Annotated in this window: 25 protein-coding genes; 15 read left to right on the top strand and 10 right to left on the bottom strand. The window is 71.7% G+C overall.

All coding sequences use genetic code 11. The features are described from left to right. Positions 1-80: 80 nt before the first annotated feature. Complete coding sequence (locus AB0I89_RS18500) at positions 81-1,055, top strand: MBL fold metallo-hydrolase (protein ID WP_357127799.1); 975 nt, start codon at positions 81-83, stop codon at positions 1,053-1,055. A gap of 33 nt (positions 1,056-1,088) precedes the next feature. Here the strand turns inward: AB0I89_RS18500 and AB0I89_RS18495 are convergent, their stop codons facing one another. Beyond that, on the bottom strand, positions 1,089-1,628 hold the full coding sequence (locus AB0I89_RS18495; protein WP_357127796.1) for a DUF1697 domain-containing protein: 540 nt from the start codon (positions 1,626-1,628) through the stop codon (positions 1,089-1,091). Positions 1,629-1,774: 146 nt separating this feature from the next. Between AB0I89_RS18495 and AB0I89_RS18490 the strand changes: the two genes are divergently transcribed. Further along, positions 1,775-3,061: a hypothetical protein gene (locus tag AB0I89_RS18490; protein ID WP_357127793.1), complete on the top strand. Its 1,287-nt coding sequence runs from the start codon at positions 1,775-1,777 to the stop codon at positions 3,059-3,061. 68 nt (positions 3,062-3,129) lie between these two features. Here the strand turns inward: AB0I89_RS18490 and AB0I89_RS18485 are convergent, their stop codons facing one another. Genes AB0I89_RS18485 through AB0I89_RS18470 form a run of 4 tightly spaced genes read right to left on the bottom strand, consistent with a single transcriptional unit; the run spans position 3,130 to position 6,159 of the window. Beyond that, positions 3,130-3,693: a heme-binding protein gene (locus AB0I89_RS18485; RefSeq protein ID WP_357127790.1), complete on the bottom strand. Its 564-nt coding sequence runs from the start codon at positions 3,691-3,693 to the stop codon at positions 3,130-3,132. Then, positions 3,690-4,463, bottom strand: coding sequence for a hypothetical protein (locus AB0I89_RS18480; RefSeq protein ID WP_357127787.1), 774 nt, complete (start codon positions 4,461-4,463; stop codon positions 3,690-3,692). The genes AB0I89_RS18485 and AB0I89_RS18480 overlap by 4 nt, the downstream gene beginning before the upstream one ends. A gap of 2 nt (positions 4,464-4,465) precedes the next feature. After that, entirely contained in the window at positions 4,466-5,266 is an 801-nt protein-coding gene (locus AB0I89_RS18475; protein ID WP_357127784.1) for an ABC transporter permease, read from the bottom strand. Beyond that, the gene (locus tag AB0I89_RS18470; protein ID WP_357127781.1) at positions 5,263-6,159 is read right to left on the bottom strand and encodes an ATP-binding cassette domain-containing protein; all 897 of its coding nucleotides are present in this window, start codon (positions 6,157-6,159) and stop codon (positions 5,263-5,265) included. The genes AB0I89_RS18475 and AB0I89_RS18470 overlap by 4 nt, the downstream gene beginning before the upstream one ends. Positions 6,160-6,291: 132 nt before the next feature. Between AB0I89_RS18470 and AB0I89_RS18465 the strand changes: the two genes are divergently transcribed. The 4 genes from AB0I89_RS18465 to AB0I89_RS18450 all read left to right on the top strand — a co-directional run bounded on the left by AB0I89_RS18465 (position 6,292) and on the right by AB0I89_RS18450 (position 10,382). Next, positions 6,292-7,551, top strand: coding sequence for a histidine kinase (locus AB0I89_RS18465; protein ID WP_357127778.1), 1,260 nt, complete (start codon positions 6,292-6,294; stop codon positions 7,549-7,551). A gap of 32 nt (positions 7,552-7,583) precedes the next feature. Then, entirely contained in the window at positions 7,584-8,297 is a 714-nt protein-coding gene (locus AB0I89_RS18460; protein ID WP_357128038.1) for a response regulator transcription factor, read from the top strand. Between the two features lie 92 nt (positions 8,298-8,389). After that, on the top strand, positions 8,390-9,802 hold the full coding sequence (locus AB0I89_RS18455; protein ID WP_357127775.1) for a DUF234 domain-containing protein: 1,413 nt from the start codon (positions 8,390-8,392) through the stop codon (positions 9,800-9,802). Positions 9,803-9,890: 88 nt separating this feature from the next. Beyond that, the gene (locus tag AB0I89_RS18450) at positions 9,891-10,382 is read left to right on the top strand and encodes a hypothetical protein (RefSeq protein ID WP_357127772.1); all 492 of its coding nucleotides are present in this window, start codon (positions 9,891-9,893) and stop codon (positions 10,380-10,382) included. Between the two features lie 102 nt (positions 10,383-10,484). On the opposite strand, the gene AB0I89_RS18445 is transcribed toward AB0I89_RS18450, so the two are convergent. Beyond that, on the bottom strand, positions 10,485-11,273 hold the full coding sequence (locus tag AB0I89_RS18445; protein WP_357127769.1) for a D-Ala-D-Ala carboxypeptidase family metallohydrolase: 789 nt from the start codon (positions 11,271-11,273) through the stop codon (positions 10,485-10,487). A gap of 304 nt (positions 11,274-11,577) precedes the next feature. On the opposite strand from AB0I89_RS18445, the gene AB0I89_RS18440 reads away from it, so the two are divergent. Next, positions 11,578-12,216 carry a hypothetical protein gene (locus tag AB0I89_RS18440; RefSeq protein WP_357127766.1) on the top strand — a complete coding sequence of 213 codons (639 nt, stop codon included), beginning with the start codon at positions 11,578-11,580 and terminating at the stop codon, positions 12,214-12,216. 94 nt (positions 12,217-12,310) lie between these two features. Beyond that, positions 12,311-12,775, top strand: coding sequence for a PPOX class F420-dependent oxidoreductase (locus AB0I89_RS18435; protein WP_357127763.1), 465 nt, complete (start codon positions 12,311-12,313; stop codon positions 12,773-12,775). A 438-nt stretch (positions 12,776-13,213) separates the two neighbouring features. Here AB0I89_RS18435 and AB0I89_RS18430 read toward each other — a convergent pair whose 3' ends face one another. Next, positions 13,214-13,855, bottom strand: coding sequence for an NAD(P)H-binding protein (locus AB0I89_RS18430; protein ID WP_357127760.1), 642 nt, complete (start codon positions 13,853-13,855; stop codon positions 13,214-13,216). 133 nt (positions 13,856-13,988) lie between these two features. Here AB0I89_RS18430 and AB0I89_RS18425 point away from each other — a divergent pair, with 133 nt between their 5' ends. After that, complete coding sequence (locus AB0I89_RS18425; RefSeq protein ID WP_357127757.1) at positions 13,989-15,035, top strand: hypothetical protein; 1,047 nt, start codon at positions 13,989-13,991, stop codon at positions 15,033-15,035. A 45-nt stretch (positions 15,036-15,080) separates the two neighbouring features. Here AB0I89_RS18425 and AB0I89_RS18420 read toward each other — a convergent pair whose 3' ends face one another. Next, the gene (locus AB0I89_RS18420) at positions 15,081-16,313 is read right to left on the bottom strand and encodes a serine hydrolase domain-containing protein (RefSeq protein ID WP_357127754.1); all 1,233 of its coding nucleotides are present in this window, start codon (positions 16,311-16,313) and stop codon (positions 15,081-15,083) included. A gap of 83 nt (positions 16,314-16,396) precedes the next feature. Between AB0I89_RS18420 and AB0I89_RS18415 the strand changes: the two genes are divergently transcribed. From AB0I89_RS18415 to AB0I89_RS18405, 3 genes are all read left to right on the top strand, one after another. After that, positions 16,397-16,990, top strand: coding sequence for a pentapeptide repeat-containing protein (locus AB0I89_RS18415; protein ID WP_357127751.1), 594 nt, complete (start codon positions 16,397-16,399; stop codon positions 16,988-16,990). Positions 16,991-17,166: 176 nt separating this feature from the next. After that, positions 17,167-18,132: a hypothetical protein gene (locus tag AB0I89_RS18410; protein ID WP_357127748.1), complete on the top strand. Its 966-nt coding sequence runs from the start codon at positions 17,167-17,169 to the stop codon at positions 18,130-18,132. Between the two features lie 86 nt (positions 18,133-18,218). Further along, entirely contained in the window at positions 18,219-18,542 is a 324-nt protein-coding gene (locus tag AB0I89_RS18405; RefSeq protein ID WP_357127745.1) for a hypothetical protein, read from the top strand. A 31-nt stretch (positions 18,543-18,573) separates the two neighbouring features. Here the strand turns inward: AB0I89_RS18405 and AB0I89_RS18400 are convergent, their stop codons facing one another. After that, positions 18,574-19,308 carry an aquaporin gene (locus AB0I89_RS18400; RefSeq protein ID WP_357127742.1) on the bottom strand — a complete coding sequence of 245 codons (735 nt, stop codon included), beginning with the start codon at positions 19,306-19,308 and terminating at the stop codon, positions 18,574-18,576. 275 nt (positions 19,309-19,583) lie between these two features. Here AB0I89_RS18400 and AB0I89_RS18395 point away from each other — a divergent pair, with 275 nt between their 5' ends. Further along, positions 19,584-19,865, top strand: a complete 282-nt coding sequence (locus tag AB0I89_RS18395; RefSeq protein ID WP_357127739.1) for an adhesin — start codon at positions 19,584-19,586, stop codon at positions 19,863-19,865. Positions 19,866-19,871: 6 nt separating this feature from the next. Here the strand turns inward: AB0I89_RS18395 and AB0I89_RS18390 are convergent, their stop codons facing one another. Then, entirely contained in the window at positions 19,872-20,942 is a 1,071-nt protein-coding gene (locus tag AB0I89_RS18390) for a hypothetical protein (RefSeq protein ID WP_357127736.1), read from the bottom strand. 92 nt (positions 20,943-21,034) lie between these two features. On the opposite strand from AB0I89_RS18390, the gene AB0I89_RS18385 reads away from it, so the two are divergent. After that, complete coding sequence (locus AB0I89_RS18385; RefSeq protein WP_357127733.1) at positions 21,035-21,928, top strand: sulfotransferase domain-containing protein; 894 nt, start codon at positions 21,035-21,037, stop codon at positions 21,926-21,928. A 245-nt stretch (positions 21,929-22,173) separates the two neighbouring features. Then, positions 22,174-22,566, top strand: a complete 393-nt coding sequence (locus AB0I89_RS18380; RefSeq protein WP_355051904.1) for a cupin domain-containing protein — start codon at positions 22,174-22,176, stop codon at positions 22,564-22,566. The last annotated feature ends 6 nt before the right edge of the window (positions 22,567-22,572 follow it).

Raw genomic sequence — 22,572 nt, 5'->3', positions numbered from 1 at the left:
AGCGTTCGATCTTGGACCTGGGCCCGAGGGCGCTGGTTGGCTCGGGTCGACCGATCAACCGACACGGGGAGCAGATCCGTATGTCCCACCTCGACCGCCGTCGCTTCCTCCGCGACGCCGCAGCCACCACCGCCCTGGTCTCGGCCGGCGGACTCGCCGCCTCGACCGCCCCGGCCCAGGCCGCGCCCCCGGCCGCCGCGCCCACGCCGACCACCCGCGCAAAGGGCGCGGTCAGCTTCCGCTGGTGGGGTACGGCCGGCTGGCGCATCGACATCGCCGACCGGACCATCCTGGTCGACCCCTTCCTCAGCCGGATCGACACCGGCCTGTTCGCCGGCGCGTTCAAGACGGACACCCCGTTGACCGTGCGCACCGACGTGATCGACCAGCGCGTCGAGAAGGCCACGACCGTGCTGGTCACGCACACGCACTGGGACCACTTCATGGACGTGCCGTACATCGCCGGGCGGACCGGCGCGCGGGTGTTCGGCACCCTCACCGCGTACCACCTGGGACTGGCGTACGGGGTGCCGTCGGCGCAGCTCAGCGCCGTGAAGGGCGGGGAGGTGCTCGACTTCGGCGACCACACCGTCGAGGTGGTCGGCTCGCTGCACAGCCGCAACGCGTCGTACTCGGTGGCCTTTCCCGGGGTGCGGGTGAGTCAGCCGGCGCGGCCGGCGACCATCGCGGACCTGCCGGAGGGCGACACGTTGGGCTACCTGCTGCGGGTCGCGGGCGGCCCGTCGGTCTACCTCACCGGGGCCAGCGACGTCGCCGAGCGCAACCTCACCGGCCTGGCGCCGGACGTGGCGATGGTGGCCATGCAGAGCGCCACCACCACCGCCGACTACCTGCCCCGGCTGCTGGCCGGTCTGGACTATCCGAAGGTCGTGGTGCCGGTGCACTGGGACAACTTCGAGACGCCGTTGCGGAACCCGCCGGTCGTCGCGCCGGCCGACCGCGCCCGCCTCGACGAGATGGTCGCGGCGGTGCGTCGGATCTCGCCGCGCAGCCGGGTGCTGGTGCCCGAGTACGAGACCGCGTACCACTTCTGACCGGTCCCGGGCGGGCGTCGCGCGCCCGCCCGGTCAACCGGCCGCTATCTCCGCCAGGGTGCGCACCGATTTCCAGTTTCGGGTGGTGCCTACCACGCCGAGCTGCTTCTCCAGGTACGCGTTGGTGAACTTCGTCCGCCCGTAACCGCCGTCGGGGAAGTGCAGGAAGACCTCGCGGCCGGTCACCGTGAACGCCACGTTCTCGCCACCGGGCACGGTGAGCGCGTCGACAAGCGACGTCTTCGGAGCGGTCGCGAGGAAGGCCACCAGCAGCCGCTTCGGGTCGTCGTCGATCTCGGCGTACGGGTTTCCGCCGGCCACCGCCGCCAACTCCCGGCCGCTGCGCACCAGCACCGGCACGGTGAGCCCCAGCTCGTCGGTGAGCGCCCGCTCGATGCCGGCGGCGAGCTTCTCCGCGTCGCGCACCGTGCTGCCGAAGACCACGTTGCCGCTCTGCAGGTACGTCGTGACGTCGTCGTGGCCGAGGTCGGTGACGATCCGGCGCAGGTCGGCCATCGCGAGGCGGGTGCTGCCGACGTTGACCCCGCGCAGCAGGGCGACGTACCGGGTCATGGCTCCTCCGTCCACATGGGTACGACGTCAGCCTAGCGGGGTGGACGTAGCTGTCGGACCCGATCGGTAGGCTCCCACTGCCGGCCGCCACGAAGCGAATCGCCGGTCCTTCCTGGAGGTCAGTTTTGATCCGTTCCCGTTTTGCTGTGGCGGTCGCCGTCGCCGCAGCGACCGCGATCGTGGGGCTTCCCGCGACCGCACACGCCGACGAGATTCCGATCGTCACGTCCGCGCACAGCGACTACGACCTCGATCTGGGGACGTTGCTGGTGTCCATCACGTCGCCCAGCGACGTCACCGACGTCCGTGCGCACATCCGGGAGTACAACACCGGGGCAGAGGTCGCCGTTCAGGAGGACTTCTACCTCCAGTCCGGCACCGAGCGTGACGGGGTGTGGCGATCCAACCCGATCATCCTCGACAAGCTCGGTTACTACCGGGTCGACGTGGAGGTCACCGACGAGGCCGGTCACCACGTCACTCAGACCGATGCCGGCGACCTGAACTACTCGGTGGTCACGTTCTTCGACAACGTCACGCTGAACCGCACCACGGTGACCTACGAGAACCGCAACGTGACAGTGCGGGGATGGCTCAAGGGTCGCTGGCCGGGCAGCGGCGAGATCAGGTCCCTGGGGAGGTTCCCCATGTCGGTGAACGCCGACTCTAGTTGGGAAGCGGTCACCACCAGGGCCGATGGTTCCTTCACCGGCACGGTCACGATCGGTCGCAAGGACGAGATGGTGTACGCGGCCTACAGCTACGACAACGACCATCTCTTCCACGGCTCGTCGCGGTCGGGCGAGACCACCATCGCGATCAACAAGCGGCCGATGCGGATCACCATCGAGGCGGATCGACCCAAGATCCTCAAGGATGAGACCGTCACGGTTAGCGGCCAGCTGACCTGGCGGACGCCGGAGGGTTGGGTGCCGGTGCCTGGTGCGCAGCCGGGGGTTTCCCTCTGCATGAGCGCCGACTACTGCGGCACGTTCCTCGGCTCTGCCACCACGGCCGCGGACGGTCGTTACTCGCTGACCACCTCGCCGTACGAGTCCGGCCGCCTCCAGGTCGGTTACTCGATGAACGACGAGTTCGTCAGCCCCGCGATCGCCAGCACGAACATCTCCGTGCTCCAGCCGGCCGCCTTCCGGAGCTTCTCGGCGGTCCGGGAGAACGCGACGACCGTGACCCTCAGCGGTGAGATGGAGTTCACCGGTGGGTCGTCCCCCGGGACGGTGCCACTGAAGGTGCAGTTCTCGGCCACCGGCGAAGACGGCACCTGGGCTACGCCGGCCACCATCTATGCGGGCGGCAGTTACGACTTCGCCACGTCGATCTACAAGAAGACGGCCGGTTACTGGCGTGTCGTCTATCCCGGCACATCGACCGACTTCCAGTCGGCGACCAGCGCGCCGGTGTACGTCAGCTGATCTTAGTGAGCGCGGGAGCGTCCGGACCGGATGCTCCCGCGCCCAAGACCGTAGGCAGCCCACTCAGCTCACTCGACGACCGGCAGCACGACCTCGTTGCGGCGCAGGAACCACGGCTTCCACGGCGGGTCGAAACGCGCGTACCGGATGGCGCCGGTGGGCTGCAGCCCGGCGGCCGTCACCGACCGGCCCAGCATGGTGGCCCGTCGGCTGAACGCCCGCTCCGTCCACCGGCCGGAGAACCGCATCGCCGCCGCCAGTTGGGCCGGGACCTCGTGGATCCGTACCCGGGCGTCCACCGGCTCGGGCACCGTCGCGGCGGTGACGGTGGCCGGCAGAACGAACTGGATCAGGTACGCGCCCGGCCACTCGCCCTCGACCTGGACGACCGGCAGCGTCATCGGGATCTTCGTCGCGCCGTCGGCCGTGGACGTCGCCGGCAGCGCCGACCCGACCGGCTGTCGGGCCCGGTTGGCGCCCCCGACGTACGCGGCCAGCGGCCGGAACGCCTCGATCGGCGCCCGGGTGAACGACGCCTGGATCCGCATCTCGGCCACCAGGTGAGCCGGATAGCGGCGCAGCTCGAAGCCGGGGTGTCGGGACACCACCCGGTACGGCTGCTGCTCGGTCATCGCGCGCTCCCAGGATCTGCTGGAACAGACGCTACCGCCCCTCCGGCTCCCGCTCTGCCGAAGTCGACTGTCCCGCCCGCCGGGCGACGGTCCGGCAGTACTGGCGTCCGCCCTCGTCGCGCAGCACCACGCCGAGCCGGCCGAGTTCGCGGCGCAGCTCCCGTACGTCGTCGCGGCGGTCCCGTTCGAGGGCCCGCTCCCGGGCGCGCAGCAGAGCGTCCGCGCCGACCGGCAGCCCCCGGCAGGTCGGGCACCCACAGCCGGTACGCCGAGCGGTGCGGATCGTCGTCCGTCCAGGCCCAGCCGTGCGCGCGGAACGCCGCCGCCAGGTGGGCCGCCGGGAGGTCCGTCGACTCCCGGACGAGTTCCGCGCCGTCGCCGTCGAGCAGCACCAGGTGCTTGTCGGCCAGGAAGGCGGCCCGGGTGTCGGCCCGTGCGACGGTGCGTACCTGGTCGGCGCGGCGCAGCCGGACCTGCGTGGAGTCCACGGTGACGATCAGCCGTTCGGCGGTGCCGACCCCGGCGACGACCAGGCCGCCCAGGACGCCGACGGCCATCGCGCCGAGGGTCGCCGGCGGTTCGGGCAGCCGGTCCAACCACCTGATGAGGTCGCCGAACGGCACCCACGACAGCCGGGCCAGCCATCCGGTCGACGCGGCGAGGAGCCAACCGGCGCCCGCGCCGAGCAGCGGAAAGCCACCCCACAGGACGACCAGTTCCAGCGGACCACCGGTGACCACTGTGCGGGGGCGGTAGTCGGCCGCGTCCATGGTCAGGACACCTCGCGGCGCAGCGTCCGGACCAGGCCGGCGGCCAACGGAAGGACCATCCAGACGAGCAGGGACACCGCCAGCCGCCCCCACTGTTCGCCGGTGAGCGCATCGCTGCTGAACAACGGGTCCATGGTCCGGCTGGTGTCCAGCCACCCGGCCGGACCGCGCAGGGGCCGGACCATCTCGCCGAGCACCGACCAGAGGGTCGGCAGCAGCAGGTAGCCGACGATCGCCAACGGCGGGTTGAGCAGCAGCAGACCGAAGGCGGCACCCATCAGCACCACGGCCACCTGGACGATCACCCCGTTGACGATCAGCGTCGCGCCGACCTGCCAGGTGCCCGCACCGCCCGTGGCCGACGCCACGAGCGTCCCGATGCTGGCGACGGCGAGGGCGACCAGCACGGAGGCGATCGCGGCCAGCACCACCGCGATCAGCTTCGCGGTCACCACCCGTTCCCGCCGGGGGACCAGCGCGTACGTGGTGAGGGCGGTGCGCTGGGACCACTCGCTGGTGATCGACAGGATGCCCAGCACCGGCAGGAGCACGTTGGCGGGCAGCAGCGAGGTTACGAAGAAGGTGCCGAAGGTCTGTTCGGCGTCCTCCGCGTAGATCAGCAGGAGGGTGACGACCGCGACGACGACGAGGCCGATGGTGATCAGCAGCCAGCGGCCGGCCCGGGTGTCGACGAGCTTGCGCAGTTCGACGGCGGTGAGCCGGAGCAGTGACGGTCGGCGTACCGGGGAATGGTGCCGGGGCGCGACGGCCCCGGCGGTGGGTGCGGCGGTGGTGGTGGTCATCGGACGGCCTCTCGGGTGGATTCGCCGGCGGTCAGGGTGAGGAAGAGCTGTTCGAGGCCGCCGCTGCCGGCCGGGCGCAGCTCGGCCAGCGCGACGCCGGCGTCGGCCGCGGCCTGGCCGACCGTCTCGGCGTCCGCCGGCACGAGCAGGCCGTCGGGGCTGTCGGTGGGGGTCAGGTCGGCCGCCTCCAGCGCCCGACGCAATGCCCCGTCGTCGCGCGCCCGCACCACCGTGCCGCCGCCGGCCAGCAGCTCGTCCTTGCGGCCCTGGGCCACGATCCGGCCACCCCCGATCACCACCAGCCGGTCCGCGACCGCCTCCACCTCGCGCAGCAGGTGGGAGGAGAGCAGCACCGTGCCGCCCCGGTCGGCGAAGTCGCGCAGCAGACCCCGCATCCAGAAGATCCCCTCCGGGTCCAGGCCGTTCGCCGGCTCGTCGAGGATCAACACCCGGGGGTCGCCGAGCAGCGCCTGCGCCAGGCCGAGCCGCTGACGCATGCCCAGCGAGTACGCCCGTACCCGACGCTTCGCCGCCACCGCGTTCAACCCGACCAGGTCGAGCTTCGCGGCGACCTCGCGCCTGCTCAAACCCAGGGTGTACGCGGACAGCGTCAACGCCTCGCGGCCCGTGCGGCCCGCATGCTGGGCGGAGGCGTCCAGCAGGACGCCGACCTCCCGTCCCGGGTTGGGCAGCTCCCGGTAGGGGTGCCCGGCGACGGTGGCGCGACCCGCGGTCGGTGTGGTGAGCCCGCAGATCATGCGCATGGTGGTCGACTTGCCGGCCCCGTTGGGACCGAGGAAGCCGGTGACGGTGCCGGGCTCGCACTGGAACGACACGTCGTCCACCGCCGGGTGCGGCCCGTACCGCTTGGTCAGGTTCTCCACGGTGATCATGCGGTCGAGCCTGCCGCCGCCGGCCGGCCATCCGCTGCGGCCGCTGGTCGGTGCCGCAGCTACCTTGGTCGACGCCCGGGTCGAGACTTTGGTAGCTGGTTGTCCGGGCCGGTAGCTGCCTAGCATGGGCGCGTGACCAGCATCGCCGTCCCCGAGCACCCCTGGCTGTTGCCCGGGGAGCTGGTGGTGCCGGCGGAGCCCGAGCGTGCCCGTCCGCGTCGCACCACCCGGGACTGGGTGGTGGACAGCCTGGCCTTCCTGATCAGCCTGCTCTGGGTGCTGTTCGCCACCGTCGACAGCCTCTCGCCCACCCCTGAGGCGGCCGTCCCGCTTCCGCACGACTGGATGGTCGGCGTGGACGCGCTGATCGGGCTGGTCTGCTGCGGTCTGCTCTGGGTGCGTCGCCGGTGGCCGCTGGGGTTGGCGCTGGCCACCCTGCCGCTGAGCATGTTCTCGATGGCCGCCGCGATCCCGCTGGTGATCGTGTACTTCACCGTGGTGGTGCACCGCCGGACGGCCGTCGCGGTGGCGGTCACCGGTGTCGGCCTGCTCACCAACCTGGTCTTCAGCTGGGCGCGTCCCGATCCGGCCATGCCGTACTGGCTCACCGTGTCCTGGGGCGCGGTGATCACCCTGGCCGTGCTGGCCTGGGGGATGTTCGTGCGGGCCCGCCGGCAGTTGATCGTCTCGCTACGCGAACGCGCCGAGCGGGCCGAGGCCGAGCAGCAGTTGCGGGTCGCCCAGGCCCGCCACCTCGAGCGCACCCGCATCGCCCGGGAGATGCACGACGTGCTGGCCCACCGGATCTCCCTGCTCAGCCTGCACGCGGGAGCGCTGGAGTTCCGCCCCGACGCGCCCGCCGACGAGGTGGCCCGAGCCGCCGGGGTGATCCGGGGCAGCGCCCACGCGGCCCTGCAGGACCTGCGGGAGGTCATCGGGGTGCTCCGGGCCGAGGGCGACGGCGACGGCGACGGCGACGCGCCCGAGCCGCCCCAGCCCACCCTCGCCGACCTTCCGGCCCTGATCGACGAGTCGCGGACGGCCGGCGTGCGGGTCAACGTCAGCGACGGTGTGGCGCGGCCGGCGGAGGTGCCGGCGGCGCTGGGCCGGGCCGCCTACCGGATCGTGCAGGAGGGTCTGACCAACGCCCGTAAGCACGCGGCCGGCGCGGTCGTCACCGTGGACGTGACCGGTGGTCCGGGCAGCGGGCTGACCGTGGCGATCGCCAATCGATGGCCGGTGGGCACTCCGGTCGGCGGCACGCTCCCGGGCGCGGGCACCGGCCTGGTCGGCATCAGCGAACGGGTCGCCCTGGCCGGCGGCCGGCTCGCCTACGGGCGGGACGACACCGGCGACTTCCGACTGGCGGCCTGGCTGCCGTGGCCGGCGTGACCGCACAGCCCAGCGGTCCCGGCTCTCCTGACGTGCCCAGCGCCCACGACGCTGGTCCGACCGGCGGGGCGGGGCCGGAGCCGGTGCGGGTGCTGATCGTGGACGACGACGCGTTGGTCCGGGCGGGGCTCTCGATGATCCTCGGCGGCCTGCCGGACCTGCGGGTGGTGGGCGAGGCGGCCGACGGCGGCGAGGTTCCCGCCGCGGTCGCCGCGTACGCCCCGGACGTGGTGCTGATGGACATCCGGATGCCCCGGGTGGACGGGCTGGCCGCCACCGAGGCGCTGCGCGGGCAACCGAACCCGCCCGAGGTGCTGGTGCTGACCACCTTCGACGCCGACGAGCAGGTGCTCCGGGCATTGCGCGCCGGAGCGGCCGGTTTCCTGCTCAAGGACACCCCGCCGGTGGACATCGTGCACGCGATACGCCGGGTCGCCGGGGGCGAGGCGATGCTCTCCCCGTCGGTGACGCGCACGCTGATCAACCACGTGACCGCCGCCAACCCGGGCCCGCCCGGCCCCGATCCGCGACGCGAACGGGCGCTGCGCCTGCTCGCCGCGCTCAGCGAGCGGGAACGGCAGGTCGCCATCGCCCTGGGCAGGGGCTACACCAACGCCGAGATCGCGGGGGAGTTGTTCATGAGCGTGGCGACGGTGAAGGCGTACGTCTCCCGGCTGCTGACCCGACTCGACCTCAACAACCGGGTCCAGGTGGCCCTGCTCGTGCACGACGCCGACCTCGTCTGAGCTTGCGAGCTGGCTCGCGCCACTGTCGTTGATACACTCATTTTTGAGTGTTCCAAAAATGACAGCATCAAGGGTGGTTTATGGACGGTTTCGTGGGACGAGAGCGAGAGCTGGCCTTGCTCGACGGAATGCTCGCCCGGGTAGCTCGCGGTGGCCGGGCTGGTCGGCCGGGGCGCGCGCTGCTCATGCGCGGCCGCCGCCGGGTCGGCAAGTCCCGGCTCGTGGAGGAGTTCGTCGAGCGGGCTGAGGTCCCCCACCTCTTCTTCACCGCCTCCGCGCAGCCCTCTGCCGCCGCCGACCTCGCCCTCTTCGTGGAAGCGGCGGCCGCCTCCACGTTGCCCGAAGCGCAACTGCTGAGCGAGCAGCAGCCACGGACCTGGGACGCCGCGCTCACCCTGCTCGTCGCCGCCCTGCCGACCGATCGGCCGAGCGTCGTCGTCCTGGACGAGATGCCGTACCTCATCGCGAGCGATCCGGGTTTCGAGGGCACGCTGCAGAAGGTCTTCGACCGCGAGCTGTCCCGGCGGCCGGTCCTGCTGATCTGCGTCGGCTCGGACCTGGCCATGATGGAGGCCTTGAACGACTATGGTCGGCCGTTCCACCAGCGGGCCACCGAGATGGTCGTCCCTCCGCTGAGCCCGGCCGATGTCCGCGACATGCTCGACCTCTCCGCCGCCGACGCGTTCGACGCCTACCTGGTGTCCGGGGGTCTGCCGCTGATCCTCGACGAGTGGCCGACCGGTGCGTCGGTGCACGACTATCTGGCCGACGCGGTACGCGATCCGACCTCGGCCCTGCTGGTCAGCGGCGAACGCGCGCTCGCGGCGGAGTTTCCACCCCAGTCCCAGGCAGGTCTGGTGCTGCGGGCCATCGGCTCCGGTGAACGGACCTTTACGCTGATCTCCCGTGCGGCGGGGGACCTACCGCAGGCGTCCCTGAACCGTGCCCTGGGTCTGCTGACCCAGAAGCGGGCCGTGGAGGTCACCGTCCCGCTGTCGACCAAGCCGTCACGGGAAACGAGGTATGCGGTGGCTGACCCGTACTTGCGTTTCTGGCTGTCGTTCCTGGGGCCCCACCTGGCCGAGATCGAGCGTGGGCGAGGTGACCTGACCCTGCAGCGGATCCTGCGATCGTGGACGTCCTGGCGGGGTCGGGCGATCGAGCCTGTCGTCCGCGAGACGATGCGCCGGCTGCCCGGAGACACGCTGCCGGCCGAAGCGTCGGCGATCGGCGGCTATTGGACGCGTACGAACGACCCGGAGATCGACATCGTCGGTGCCGATCGGGGGCCGGTCGCTGAGCGCATCTGCTTCGTCGGCTCGGTGAAGTGGCAGGAGAACCGGCCCTTCGACGCCCATGACCTGGGCCGACTACTTCTTCACCGGTCCCGGCTACCCGGAGCGGACGAATCGGTACCGACCGTTGCCGTGTCGCGTAGCGGCACCGCCGTCGATGGGCTCCGTGTGCTATCGCCGGAGGATCTGCTTACCGCGTACCGGAATTGAACCTTCGTCCGATGCCGGCCGTACCAATGCCCGAGGATGTCGGTGCGGTCAGTCCGCCGTACCGCTGCCGAGCTGCGGGAGGCCTGCCGTGCGTGTTGGTGAGCAGTCGACGGATCCCATCGACCAGGTGCTGGGTGAGGTGCCGATGCCGGCGCCACTGACCCCCGAGGATGTCCGGCTCGCGGTCCGGGCGGTGGTCGTGCACACCGCCGAGGAGTGGCCGACCGGACCGCTGTGCCGCAACGACGGCGCGTCCTACCCGTGCCGCCTGCACCGCTGGGGGCGTCGGGTCCTGGAGGCGCACGGGCTCAACGAGCGGCAGATCGAGGCGTTGATCCGGCACGGCAACCCGTTCGTGCACGTGCCGTTCCCGTTCACGGCGACCGGGCCGTCGTCCGCGCGCCCCGCCGGCGTCCGGCCGGCCACGCCCCCCGGCTATCCGGCGCCGGCCCCGGGCCGGGCCGGACTGCCCGCGCGACACCAGGCCGCGCGGGCCACCCCCACGGGGGTACGACCCGCGCCTGCCAGCCGCCCGGTGAGTCCCGGTGTCACCGCGCCGCGCTGGCCCCGGGCGAGCTGAGCGGCGTCACCCCACGGCCCGCTCTGCCCGGGGCGACAGGGCGTCGGCCCGGCGCGGAGGTTTCCCCACCGCGCCGGGCCGACGTCACGCCGACCGGCTGGTTCAGTCGTTGCCAGCGCCGATCCCGCAGTCCGGCGCGGACCAGTTCGTCGTGTTCGAACTGCCGTCGCTGTTGTTCTCGCGCCGCGAGTCGACGTGCACGTGGTCGTCGTGGTCGGGGTAGCCGGGCCCGTAGATCCCGCTGAAGCCGTGGTTACGGGCGTCCCGCGCGACCGTGCACAGGGACGACGTCCGTGAGGTGACGTCGGCCGCGTGGCCGTACAGGTGCTGGCTGTCCGACGCGCCGCCGACCTGGTTGTTGCAGGCACGGCTGCGGAAACCGCTCGTCACGTTCAGCGGCTTGTCGCCGAGGCTTTTGCGCAACGCCTCCAACTTCCACATGGTGCGCAGCGCGTTCTGCTTGGTCTGGGCCGCCGACAGCGGACCGCCGCTCCACCCGCTGCCGCCGCACCCGTTGTCCAACTCGTTGTAGCTGAAGTGCGCGGGCGTGCAGTCGTTGTCCTGGAGCTGGTACAGCTTGGCGTACGTCTGCGGGCCGGCGATGCCGTCGGCGCGCAACCCGTACGCCTGCTGGAACCGCTTCACCGCGGCGGCGGTCTTCGGTCCGTAGCGGCCGTCGTTCTCGACGATGTCCCGGTTGCCGGCCCAGCCAGCGACCCGGATCTGCAGCTGACGGACGTCGTCGCCCGAGCGCCCCTGGTAGAGGTTGCGGTTCCAGGTGTAACAGCCGTCCGCGTACGCTGCCGGCGCGGCGACCACCGAGGCGATCGCTGCCCCGGGCAACGCCAGGGCGAAAGCGACAGCAACTCGCTTCAAGGTGTTTACGCGCACAGAAGTCCTCCCGTTAGGAGAGCGAATGGGGTGGCTCTGGGACATCGACCGGGACGTCCCGCGATTTCCACCTTCGCACTGATCAGTGCGGTTGGCGGCAATAACGAGAATTGTCCTCACGATTCGTCCGTTCCTGGGCAGCGCCTGTGAATTCGGCTGATTTGCGAAACAGCCATTTCCCCCGATCGGCCCGGGAACGCGGGAACGGCACCGAACGTCGCATTCAGTCGCACCCAGGGTGATGTTCCACTTCACTGGGCGGGCGGTAACGTCAGGCCCGGGTGGCGAACTGGCGGAGGTGCGCGTGGCACGCGGTGGCGTCTTCTGTGTCGAGGGTCAGTGGCACCGTGACCTCAACGAACGCGGTTCCGTGCTGCCCACCCTCGAACTGCTGGAGCGACTCGGCAAGATCCGCTTCATCCACAAGGACGCCGCCACCCGCGACGAGTTGTTCTACTTCCTGGACCGCTGGCTGCTCAAGCAGTACGCCGATCACCGTGTCGGCTTCTTCGCCATGCACGGTGAGCCGAGCCGGCTCTGCCTCACCGACTGGCAGTCGGTGGAGCTGAACGAGGTGGCCGAGTTGATGGCCGGCCGCTGTGAGGGGCGGCGGCTCTACTTCGGCAGTTGCTCGGTGCTGCGCGCGTCGGACGCGGTGCTGCGCGAGTTCCTGGAGGTCACCGGCGCCGCCCTGATCTGCGGTTTCACCCGGGACGTCGACTGGGTTGAATCGGCCGCCTTCGAAACCGTCCTGCTCGACGTGCTGGCCAACGGGCAGCGGCACAACGCCGCCGAACTGCGGATGGGCTCCGCGCACTGGGCGCCGCTCGCCTCGTACCTCGGCTTTCGGGTGATCTATGCCAACGGCCGGGCGTGGCGCCCGGCCGGTCGGCCTCGCGTGCCCACCCAGGCGGTGCACCGCACCGCCGCCGACCCGCGCTGACCTCCACGCCCGCTGACCCCCACGCCCGCTGACCTCCACCGCCCGCTGACCCCCACCGCCCGCGGACCCGCCGCCGGCCTGGTAGGAACGAGTGATGGCACGCAGCATCGCGAAGAACACCCGGGTCGACCGGGACACCCTGCTCGACTTCCTCCGGCCGCGACACCGCGTCGTGCTGATGACCACCCGAGCCGACGGCCGGCCGCAGTCCTCCCCGGTCTCCGCCGGCATCGACGGCGAGGGTCGCCTGGTGGTGTCCACGTACCCCGAGCGGGCGAAGGTGACCAACATCCGCCGCGACCCCCGGGTTTCGGCGTGCGTCCTCTCCGACGACTGGAACGGCCCGTGGGTGCAGATCGACGGCACGGCCGAGGTGCTGGACCTGCCCGAGGCGCTGGAGCCGTTGGTCGAGTACTTCCGCAGCATCTCCGGCGAGCACCCGGACTGGGACGACTACCGGGCGGCGATGGTGCGCCAGGGCAAGTCGCTGATCCGAGTGACCATTGATGCCTGGGGTCCGATCGCCACCGGCGGTTTCCCGGCCCGCCTCGCCGACTGAGCGCGCGCTTCGAACGCGTCCGTACCCGCCAGCTGTTCGTCCGCTGTCGAGCTGCCCCGGATGTGGGGCGGCGGTGGTGGGGCGCGGTCGCGGTGGTGGGTTGGCCGTGCAGGGGTGGTGCGCTGTCGAGCTGCCCCGGATGTGGGGCGGCGGTGGTGGGGTGCGGTCGCGGTGGTGGGTTGGCTGTGTAGGGGTGGTGCGCTGTCGAGTTGCCCCGGATGTGGGGCGGCGGGCGACGACGGTGCCGTTCGATCCGCCGGGTGCGGGTGCGGGTGCGGGTGCGGGTGCGGGGGTGCGGGGGTGCGGCGCTGTCTACCGCAAGCTGTTCTTCCGCATCTCGCTGCGTCTGCCCCATATCTGGAGCAGCTCGACAGGGGCTGAGGGGGAGGTCGGCCCGACCGCCGAGCGCCGAGCGCCGACCGCCGACCGCCGTGCCGGTCAGTACGCGGCGGTGAAGCGCGCGTTCATGTGTTGGGGCTGCTCGATCTCGTCGACGATCGCTACCGCGAGGTCCTCGTAGGTGAGCACCGACCGGCCCTGGTCATCGGTGACCGGCTCGTCGGTGCCCGTGCGGTAGTGCCCGGTGCGGTCGCCGGGGTGGAACTCCAGCGGCGGCGGCGAGACGTAGGTCCAGCGCACCCCGTCGGCGGAGCTGCGGTAGTAGTCCAGAGCGTCGGCCTGGCCCATCGCCGAGTCCCGGTACTGCTCGGGGAAGTCGGGCTCGTCGAGGAAGCGGGTGCCGCGCGGGGTGAGCAGGGTGGACCCGCCACCCAGATGGATGATCCGGGGCGCGGCCGGCATGGGCCGCAGGGCGGTCACCAGGGTCTCGGCGGCCGTGCGCCAGAGCCCGCGCTCGCCGCCGCCGATCGCCACCACCAGCGCGTCCGCGTCCGGCGCCAACTCCCGGACACTGCGCTCGCTGGTGGCGTCGCCGGTGACCGTCCGTACCCCGTCCGGCAGGTACGAGGTCGCCTCCGGGCGACGGACCGCGGCGATCACCCGGTGTCCCCGGTCGACGGCCTCGGCGGCGATCCGCGACCCGGCGGTGCCGCCCGCGCCAAACACGACGATGGTGCTCACCAGCCCAGGCTAGGGCCGGCTCGCCCCGGAGATGCCGTTATGACGAACCCGGCCGGGCGTTCAGGGGAGCGACCGACTGGCATGGGCCCACTACGGTGAGCCAAACAAGATCCATTGACTGAACGGGGAATCCATGAAGCACCTCTCCGCCCGTCGCCGGCTGCTCGCCTGGACGGTGCCTGCCACCCTGGCGCTCGCCGTCGTCCCGGCCCTGCCGGCCCAGGCCGCACCGGTCCACACGCCGACCACCGCCGTCACCGGCCCGGTCGACAAGGACCTCAACGGTGACGGCGTACCGGACCTGGTGACCGCCGGCGGCACCACGACGCGCCTCGACTCCGGTGTCTGGACGGCGCGGGGCCGGATCAACGCGACCACCGGCGTCGGCACCGGCCGGGTGAAGGTCCCAGCGGTGAACATCGGTATCTACGGCAACGGCGTCACCGGCAATGAATCGCCGGCCGACTTCGACGGCGCCCAGATGATCACCGGCACCTTCTGGGGCACCGCGAACCAGGACTTCCTGGCCTACTACCCGGGCGGCGACAACGCCGGTGGCGGCGTCATCATCAAGGGTGTCGGCGACGGAACGATGGCAAAGCCCTACAGCGCCTCGGTCAGCCTCGCGCGCGAATTCCTGGCCGACGACTACGGCAACTCCCCGATCCAGCTCGTCAGCGGGTACGTGGCGGACGGCGTCGGCGACTACATCCCTGACCTGGTCGGGATCGTCGGCGACACGACGAACGGTTACCGACTGGCCTACTACCCGAACGCCTGGGCGGTGGGCCTCTACCTCCGGGTGGCGTTGAACACCGCCACCCCGACCGGCGGCAGCGACTGGCAGAACTGGACCCTGGCCAGCACCGAGTTGGCTTCGGGCGTGGCCCTGGTCCTGCGCAACGCCACTACCGGCGACCTGTACCTGTGGCAGGGCGTGACGATGACCGACAACGGCGACGGGACCGGCGCGCTCGCCTACACCCAGTACCGGCTCGCCTCGGGCTGGAACACCGGCGTGGCAGTCAGCAGCCTCCTCGCCGCCGACCTGAACGCCGACGGCGTGGCCGACCTGTGGGCGGTGTTCCCCGACGGCAGCGTGCGGGCGTACCTGATCTCGAACCTCTCCGTCAGCAAGCCGGCGAAGATCCGCGCGATCCAGGCCCAGCAGCTCGGCTGAGCTGCGGTGTGGGGTCCGTCAGCCGTGGGCGACGGACCCCACCCCTCAGTCGATGAGCGCGGAGTAGACGAGTTGGCGCAGCTGGGAGCGGAGGGGATAGGTGCTCGACGGCAGGAGCTGGGTGAAGAGCAGCGCGGTGATCTCCTCGGTCGGGTCCACCCAGAACGCGGTGCTGGCGACCCCGCCCCAGTAGTACTCGCCGACGCTGCTCGGCACCCGGCTCGGGACCGGGTCCTCGACGACCGCGAAGCCGAGGCCGAAGCCGACCCCGTCCAGGGTGCTCTCGGCGAAGCCGCCGGTGGACAGGGTGCCCAGGTCCTGCCCGCCGGGCAGGTGGTTGCGGGCCATGAAACGCACCGTGCGTGGCCCGAGCAGACGTACGCCGTCCAACTCGCCGCCGCGCAGCAGCATCTGGGTGAAGCGGTGGTAGTCGGCGGCGCTGGAGATCAGGCCGCCGCCACCGGAGAGCAGGCCGGGCTTGTGGTGCGCCAGGGCGCCGAGCCGGTCGTAGCGGAACGCCTGCCCGCTGCGCGGATCCGGCGCGTAGAGCGCGGCCAGTCGTTCGGCCTCGTCGCCCTCGACCCACCAGCGGCTGTCCGTCATGCCCAGCGGGGCGAAGATCCGGTCGGCGAAGAAGGCATCGAGGCTCTGCCCGGAGACCACCTCGACCAGTCGACCGAGCACGTCGGTGGCGACCGAGTAACCCCAGGCCGTGCCGGGCTCGAAGAGCAGGGGGAACTCGGCGAAGGCCGCGCAGGCCGTGGCCAGGTCGACGCCGGGCGGCGGGTACATGTCGTAGCCGGCGGCCCGGTAGAGCCCGTCGACCACCGACGTCTGCATGAAGCCGTACGTCAGGCCGGCCGTGTGGGTGAGCAGGTGCCAGACCCGGATCGGCTCGGTCGCCGGCACCGTGTACGGCTTGAGCGTCGAGCCCTTCGAGTAGACCCGCAGGTCGGCGAACTCGGGCAACCAGCGGCTGATCTCGTCGGTCAGCTCGAAGCGACCCTCCTCCCACAGCATCATCGCCGCGACCGAGGTGATCGGCTTGGTCATCGAGTAGATGCGCCAGAGCGTGTCCGCCCCGACCGGCGCACCCGACTCGCGGTCCCGCAGGCCGTACGTCGAGGAGTGCGCCACCTCGCCGCGGCGGGTGACCACCACCTGCCAGCCGGCGAGCCGGCCGTCGTCGACGTACCTGCCGAAGTGTTCGTCGATCCGGGCCAGCCGTTCCGGGTCGAAGCCGATCTCATCCGGGTCCTTGCTCCGCGCCACACTCACGCCGCCGAAACTACTCGCCGGTACGCCGCTACCGGAAGGGGCGGCTCCCCGGTGGTGTCGGTCGGCGGCACTAGCCTGGCCGGATGCCGGAGTTGACCGAGGACGTGACCTTCCGCCACGAGGACTGGTACGGCGAGGAGTTGACCGACCGGCAGTTCGTCGCCTGCGAGTTCTTCGACGTGGATTTGACCGAGGCGGTCACCCGGGGCGCGGTCTTCACCGGATGCACGTTCGGCAACGTACGGTTCAACGCGTCCCGGCACCTCGACTCGGCGTTCACCCGCTGTGTCTTCAAGCGCTGCAACTTCTTCGAGGCCGAGTTCACCGGCTGCAAGCTGGTGGGCAGCACCTTCGTCCAGTGCGAGCTGCGCCCGTTACGCGTCGACGGCGGCGACTGGTCGTTCGTCGCGCTGCCCGGCGCGGACCTGCGCGCTGTCCGACTGAGCGACGTGCGGATGCGCGAGGCCGACCTGACCGGCGCGAACCTCACCGGGGCCACCGTGACCGGCGTCGACCTCTCCGGAGCGCAACTTCAGCGCTGCCGCCTCGGCGGCGCCGACCTGCGGCGCAGTGATCTCACCGCGCTCGACCCGACGTCGGTCGAGCGGGCCGGCGCGCTCGTGGACGTCGAGCAGGCTCTCGTCATCGCGCAGGCGCTCGGCTTCCGCATCGGCTGAGCCGGGGTGACCACCGGAGGGTGAGCCGGCCGTCCCATACCGTCCCGATCCGGACTGGACACGTCATGCTGTCCCGATTTAGCGTGTCGACCACGCCGGTGCAATCGTGAACGACCCACAGTGGACGGTCGATCCGTCACGTGCGGTGGCGGTCGGGCGGCAACGTGGAGGAGTCGGTGGCGGACGAGGACCGTACGCGGGATGGTTCGCGGGTCGGGGACGAGTCGGCCGCTCGACCCGCGTCGCACCGGCCGCGATCTGCCGCGGCCGGACTGGGCCACCGAGCGCTGCGCCGGCTCGCCCGCGCCCGGCAGCGGCGGCGCTGGGCACTGGAAGGGGTCGGCGCGGTCGTCTGTCTCGTGGTGCTCGTGGCGTACCTCGGCACGCGGTCCGGTCCCGATTCGGGCGACGCGACGGTCGGCGGCCCGGGCGGGGTGCCCGCCGGCGCCGCCCGTCCGACGGGCCTGCCGGGCGCGGACGGACGTACCAGCGAGGCCGGCCCGGCGCTGCCGGGTCTGCGGCCCCGGCAGCGGCCACCCTCACCCGAACCGACCCCGTCGACCAGCCCACCGGCCCCCGAGTCGGCGAAGCCGGCCGCGCCGCTGCTGTCGCTGACCCGCGCCGAGGTGCCCGCCGAGGTCGACCTGACGGCCGTGGGCACCCGGGACTGGATGCACTGGGGGCAGCGCGGCGGCAACTCGACGGTCCGCAAGCAGTCCGGCTCCGGGGAGATCGTCGACGGGGGCGGGAAGGGTCGCCGGATCGGCTGGGACGGCAACCAGGAGGTGGTCCGCTGGTCCGACGGCGCGCCCGACCGGTGGGACCGGGGCACCTCCGACGGTGTCTACACCTGCGGTGTGGGCAACGGGTTCAGCCTGACCGTCGTCGGCAGCGATGCGCCGCGCACGGTCCAGGTGTACGCCGGAATCTGGATGGCGCGCGGTCGGCTCGACGTGCGGTTGTCGACGGGCGGGCCGGTCAGCACCCTGCGCCTGGAGGACCCGTACACCAGTCAGAGCGCCCAGTTCGTCATCCGGTTCGCGGCGCCGAAGGACGCCCGGCTGGTGGTGAGCTGGACGGTCGAGAAGGTCTACACCGAGCACTGCGGGAACGTCGGCCTGCAAGCCGTCGCGCTGCGCTGAGCGGGACAGTTTGTCCGTCGCCCTCCGTCGCTGAGGACGTAACTTTCTGCTGTCCCCGTCCACCTTCCATTGTGGAGGCAGCGCAGATGAGCAGCAGTACCGCCCACCGCGTCCGTCCTGCCGTTTCTCCCGGCCACGACGAGCCGGAGGTGCTCCGCGACATCCCCCTGCCGCCGTACGTGACGGGCGAGGATGCCCAGTTCGCGGTACGCGCGGTGGTGGTACACGCGCCCCGGCGCTGGTCCGGTGGGGTGGTCTGTCGCAACGACGCCAGCCCTCACCCGTGCCGGCTGCACCGGTGGGGCACCCAGGTGTTGACGCTCCGCGGGCTGCATGCCGCCGAGATCGCCGCGCTCATCGAGCGCGGCGATCCCGCGGCGGTACCCCCCACACCGAACCGCCCCGCCTGACCCGCGTCCTGCTCTCAGCAGGTGACGAGGCTTATTGCCCTTCGCGATGTCCCGGTCGGCCGAGCCCTCGTTCGTGGCCGCCCCAGTAGTGCCGTTGTCCGCCCATCACCAGCGGGGCCACCAACGCGGCGAGCGCTCCGCCGAGCAGCGGAAAGACGATGAACACCCAGAGTTGGCGGAGCGCCACCCCGCCCTCGAAGACGGCCGGACCGAAGGCGCGGGCCGGGTTGACCGCCGCGCCGGTCAGCGTCACGCCGACGAGTTGGGTCGTGGCCAGGGCCAGACCGATGGCAACCCCCGCGATGCCGGGGTTCTCGCTGCGACTGGTCACGACGAGCACGACCAGGACGAAGAGGAAGGTCAGCACGATCTCCAGTACGGCCGCGCCACCTCGGTTGATGTGGGCGCCGTACCCGTTCGAGCCCAGCGCCCCGGTCTGGTCCGCGACGTCACCCCACCGGGTCAGTGCCCAGAGCAGGAAGCCGGCCACGGTCGCCCCGGCGAACTGCGCGATCCAGTAGGCGACTGCGCCGATCACCGAAATCTTGCCGGAGAGCAGGACGCCGAGCGTCACCGCCGGATTGACGTGACTGCCGGAGAGCGGGCCGATCGTGTAGACGAGGGCCAGCATGACGAACCCGAAGGCCAGCGCGACGACCACGACGCCGCCCTGGACCCGCGCGGCGACGGCGGCGCCTACGCCGAAGAAGACCAGCAGCAGCGTGCCGAGGAATTCGGCAGCCGCACGGCGGGCGTCATCCATCATTTACTCAGCGTAAGGATAGTTCCGCTCGCTGGTGGGCAAATCAGGGCCGTGACCAGCGCGGAAGCGAGAGCGGGACTGATCCGGCTCTATTTGACGTATCGCTCGGTAACGGGCACCGTGGGCTGGGAAGGGGCCCGTCAGCCGCCCCGATTCGACGCGACGGCGATGACCGTCCGTACCTCCCGTCGCCTCCCACGCGTGCTCGTACGCGGGCCGTTTGTCCGCCTCTGCGTGACATCAGGCCGCGAGCCGAGAAACCACGAGGAGTTCCACCAATGCTCACCATGACCGACAACGCCGTGCTCGTCATCCGTGACCTCGCCAACCAGCAGGACGTGGCCCAGGACGGTGGCGTGCGGATCGCCGCCGACGCCGACGCCGGATCGCTCACCGTTGAGCTGGTGCCCGAGCCGGAGCAGGGTGACCAGGTCGTCGACAACCAGGGCGCACGGATCTTCCTCGACCCGGACGCCGCCGACCTGCTCGGCGACGCCTCGGTGGACGCCACCGTCGACGACGAGGGCATCATCCAGTTCGGCTTCACCGAGCAGCAGTAGGGGCTCTCACCGGGGCGATCGCCCCCGCTGCGGTGGCCCCGGCCGGGAGTCCCAACCCGACCGGCCGGGGTCGTCGGGTCGCAGCAGTGCGGCGAGCACGTGCGCCACATGGTGCGACGTGCTCCACGCCGTCCAGTTGGCGGCGGACCCGGCCCCGGCACCTCGCCGTGCCCGGCGCAGCAGCTCGTGGTCGCCCCAGGAGAACGCCGCGCCGACGCTCGACCAGTGTGGTGCAGTCACCAGCGTCCGGCAGAGGTCGGCGAAGCGGTCGTCGCCCCGGCCGCCCCGGCGCGACCAGCGGTAGACCCACCAGCCGTCGTCGGCGGTGTACCGCACGGTGGGTAGCCGGTCGCCGAGGTCGCCCGCGTCGGGTAGCGCCGGACCGACGCCGTAGTCGCCGTAGTCGACTCCGAGGTCGACCAGCCGCTGCCAGAGCTGCCAGTCCCAGCGTTCCAGCCGTACCGGCTCGTCGGCGGGCAGCCGGGACAGCGTCGGCGGCATGCCGCCCGCCGCCACCGTCGCCGAGCGCCAGGCGTGGCGACGGGCCCAGTCCAGCAGCCGCCGTACCCGGGGCTCCGCCACCCGTACGTCCGCCGGGCAGCAGACGTCACCCGCGTCCACCAGCAGGTCGCACTCCTCCGGCGCGAGGCCGGTGTACCGCCAGATCCGCTCGACGGCGGTCGTGTCCGCGTCCGGGCCCGCCCGGTCGTGCGCGGCCCGCACCCGCACCAGCGCCCGCCGGGTGTACGCCCGAGCCGCCGCGCCGTGCGCGACGAGCCGCCGCTCACTCTCCGCGAGGCCGATGACAGGCATCAGCGGTACGCCCCACCGGGCCAGCTCCGTATCGACCGAGTCGGGTTGCGCGGTCACGTCGACGGCCGGCAGCAGGCCGGCCGGCAGTCGGCGCAGACCGTCCCTCGTGGAACGGTCGACGGCGTTGACCTCCAGGATCGGCGCGACGAGCGGGGCGGCCGCGGGATCGAGGTGGGTCAGGGCTTCCAGCTCACCGCGTCGGCGGCTGGTGAGGATGGGGCGGTAGACCGGCGCCACTGCCCGGCCCCCGTGGGCGGGCACCATACTTCAATCTAGTCAGGCATTCGCATGCCTCCACACTTTCTGGTACCGAAAATCCGCTGTCCGGCTGTCGGTTCGGCGACTACGCTCGCCCGATGTCCGCGTCGCCGTACCGTTACCGCTCCACCGACGAGGACAGCGCCCGCTGGCTCGGCTTCCCGTTCCGCGATGGCGACATCGTGATCAGCACCCGCTCCAAGAGCGGCACCACCTGGATGCAGATGATCTGCGCGCTGCTGGTGCTGGGCACTCCGGAGCTGCCGGCGCCGCTGTCCGAGTTGTCGCCCTGGCTGGACTGGTTGGGCGAGCCGCGGGACGTGGTGTACGAGCGGTTGGCCGCGCAGTCGCACCGCCGGTTCATCAAGACGCACACCCCGCTGGACGGGGTACCGCTCGACCCCCGGGCGCACTATGTGGTGGTGGCGCGGCATCCACTGGACATGGCCGTCTCCCTCTACCACCAAGCGGGAAACCTGGACCGGACCCGAGTCGCGGAGCTGACCGGCCAACCCGCGCCGGCGGGACCGCCGCGTGTCCGTCCACCGCTCGGGCAGTGGCTGGCGAGCTGGGTCGACCACGAGGTCGACCCGCGCGTCGAGCTGGACTCGCTGCCCGGGGTGTTCGGGCACCTGCGGGACGCCTGGGCCCGTCGGCACGAGCCGAACATCGCGCTGGTGCACTACGACGACCTCCGCGCCGACCTGGGCGCACAGATGCGACTGCTGGCCGACCGCTGGGGTGTCGAGGTGCCCGCCGGACGGTGGCCCGCGTTGGTCGAGGCGGCCACGTTCGACCGGATGCGCGAGCGCGCCGACCAACTCGCCCCGGACACGCTCGGCGTGTTGCGGGACCGCCAGGCGTTCTTCCGTCGCGGCGGCTCGGGGCAGGGGCGTGATCTGCTCGACGCGGCCGCGCTGGCCCGCTACGAGCGGCGGGCGCGGGGGTTGGCCCCGCCCGACCTGCTCGCCTGGCTGCACCGCGACACCTGAGTCGTACGCGCAAACGAGCGCGCGGCGCCGCTGCGATCGTGGTCGCAACGTCGCCGCGCTCTGGCCGTCTCCCACCACCGCAGCCGTTCGGCGGTACGCCAGCGGGGACCTGGCTCGACCGGCCGTTCGCGCCGGTCAGCGTTGTCGATCCCCGCTCGGCGCGGATCCAAACCTGCCGACCGTGGGGAATTCCACCATCCGCCAGTCCCGGCGTGACGCGGGACCGAACGGGGTATGAGCGGGCCATGGAGCATTTCACGATCGCGACCGTCGCCGAGAAGAGCCCGGACTTCCGGCGGGTGCTGTGGACCGGCGAGCACACCCAGTTGGTGATCATGACGATTCCGCCGGGCGGGGAGATCGGCGAGGAGGTGCACGAGGGCATCGACCAGATCCTGACGTTCGTCAGCGGGACGGGCGAGGCCCGGGTCGCCGGCGAGAAGCGGGAGGTCGTCGCGGGTGACCTGGTCGTCGTGCCGTCCGGCACGAAGCACAACTTCGTCAACACCGGTCCGAATCCGCTGGTGCTCTACACCGTCTACGGCCCTCCGGAGCACGCCGACCAGGCGGTGCACCACACCAAGGAGGAGGCCGACCGGGCCGAGGAGGCCGGCGAGGACGAACCGCCGACCGCGTGACGGCGT

The sequence above is a fragment of the Micromonospora sp. NPDC049801 genome (genome assembly GCF_040656575.1).
GTDB lineage: Bacteria > Actinomycetota > Actinomycetes > Mycobacteriales > Micromonosporaceae > Micromonospora.
The sequence above is the reverse complement of the archived record's forward strand: the minus strand, read 5'-3'. Positions and strand labels throughout refer to the sequence as shown.

Coding starts and splice junctions, on each gene's coding strand:
- AB0I89_RS18385 (WP_357127733.1), top strand. CDS start 21,035: ATGTCCGCGTCGCCGTACCGTTACCGCTCCACCGACGAGGACAGCGCC.
- AB0I89_RS18405 (WP_357127745.1), top strand. CDS start 18,219: ATGAGCAGCAGTACCGCCCACCGCGTCCGTCCTGCCGTTTCTCCCGGC.
- AB0I89_RS18470 (WP_357127781.1), bottom strand. CDS start 6,159: ATGATCACCGTGGAGAACCTGACCAAGCGGTACGGGCCGCACCCGGCG.
- AB0I89_RS18480 (WP_357127787.1), bottom strand. CDS start 4,463: ATGGACGCGGCCGACTACCGCCCCCGCACAGTGGTCACCGGTGGTCCG.
- AB0I89_RS18435 (WP_357127763.1), top strand. CDS start 12,311: ATGGCACGCAGCATCGCGAAGAACACCCGGGTCGACCGGGACACCCTG.
- AB0I89_RS18500 (WP_357127799.1), top strand. CDS start 81: ATGTCCCACCTCGACCGCCGTCGCTTCCTCCGCGACGCCGCAGCCACC.
- AB0I89_RS18495 (WP_357127796.1), bottom strand. CDS start 1,628: ATGACCCGGTACGTCGCCCTGCTGCGCGGGGTCAACGTCGGCAGCACC.
- AB0I89_RS18415 (WP_357127751.1), top strand. CDS start 16,397: ATGCCGGAGTTGACCGAGGACGTGACCTTCCGCCACGAGGACTGGTAC.
- AB0I89_RS18395 (WP_357127739.1), top strand. CDS start 19,584: ATGCTCACCATGACCGACAACGCCGTGCTCGTCATCCGTGACCTCGCC.
- AB0I89_RS18475 (WP_357127784.1), bottom strand. CDS start 5,266: ATGACCACCACCACCGCCGCACCCACCGCCGGGGCCGTCGCGCCCCGG.
- AB0I89_RS18390 (WP_357127736.1), bottom strand. CDS start 20,942: ATGGTGCCCGCCCACGGGGGCCGGGCAGTGGCGCCGGTCTACCGCCCC.
- AB0I89_RS18380 (WP_355051904.1), top strand. CDS start 22,174: ATGGAGCATTTCACGATCGCGACCGTCGCCGAGAAGAGCCCGGACTTC.
- AB0I89_RS18425 (WP_357127757.1), top strand. CDS start 13,989: ATGAAGCACCTCTCCGCCCGTCGCCGGCTGCTCGCCTGGACGGTGCCT.
- AB0I89_RS18400 (WP_357127742.1), bottom strand. CDS start 19,308: ATGATGGATGACGCCCGCCGTGCGGCTGCCGAATTCCTCGGCACGCTG.
- AB0I89_RS18485 (WP_357127790.1), bottom strand. CDS start 3,693: ATGACCGAGCAGCAGCCGTACCGGGTGGTGTCCCGACACCCCGGCTTC.